This window comes from Pseudaminobacter sp. Soil_N_29 (genome assembly GCF_057656055.1).
In genome coordinates this window covers 1-307 of sequence record NZ_JBDGLC010000053.1, presented here as the reverse complement: position 1 = coordinate 307, position 307 = coordinate 1, and the positions used below count along the sequence as shown (strand labels likewise).

Here is a 307-nt window from a genome sequence, read left to right as displayed (position 1 = left end):
GCCGGCGACGACATGGACGGGCTGGTGTTCCAGCCGGTGCGGGTGGCGCTCGACTTCGGCGCCGGTCTTGGCGCCGACCTGGCCGCCGACCTGACCGACGACCTTGCCGACGCGGGCCCGGCCGCGCGCGCCTACACCATCCGCTTCAAGCCGCGGCCGGAGCTCTATGCCAAGGGCAACGAGGCGGCGCTGGTGCTGCGCGAGCTGGAGCGGCTCGGGCGCCTGGAGGCGAGCTGCGACGCGAGCGCGGTGCCGCTGCTCGACGCGCTCGACCCGGAGGGCGCCTATCTCGACTGGACGCTCAAGC

General features: G+C 74.6%; 1 pseudogene. It reads left to right on the top strand.

From position 1 onward, the window contains the following. Positions 1–12 precede the first annotated feature (12 nt). A pseudogene (locus AC3A4H_RS23710) lies at positions 13–307 on the top strand (chemotaxis protein CheA); the annotation flags it as partial.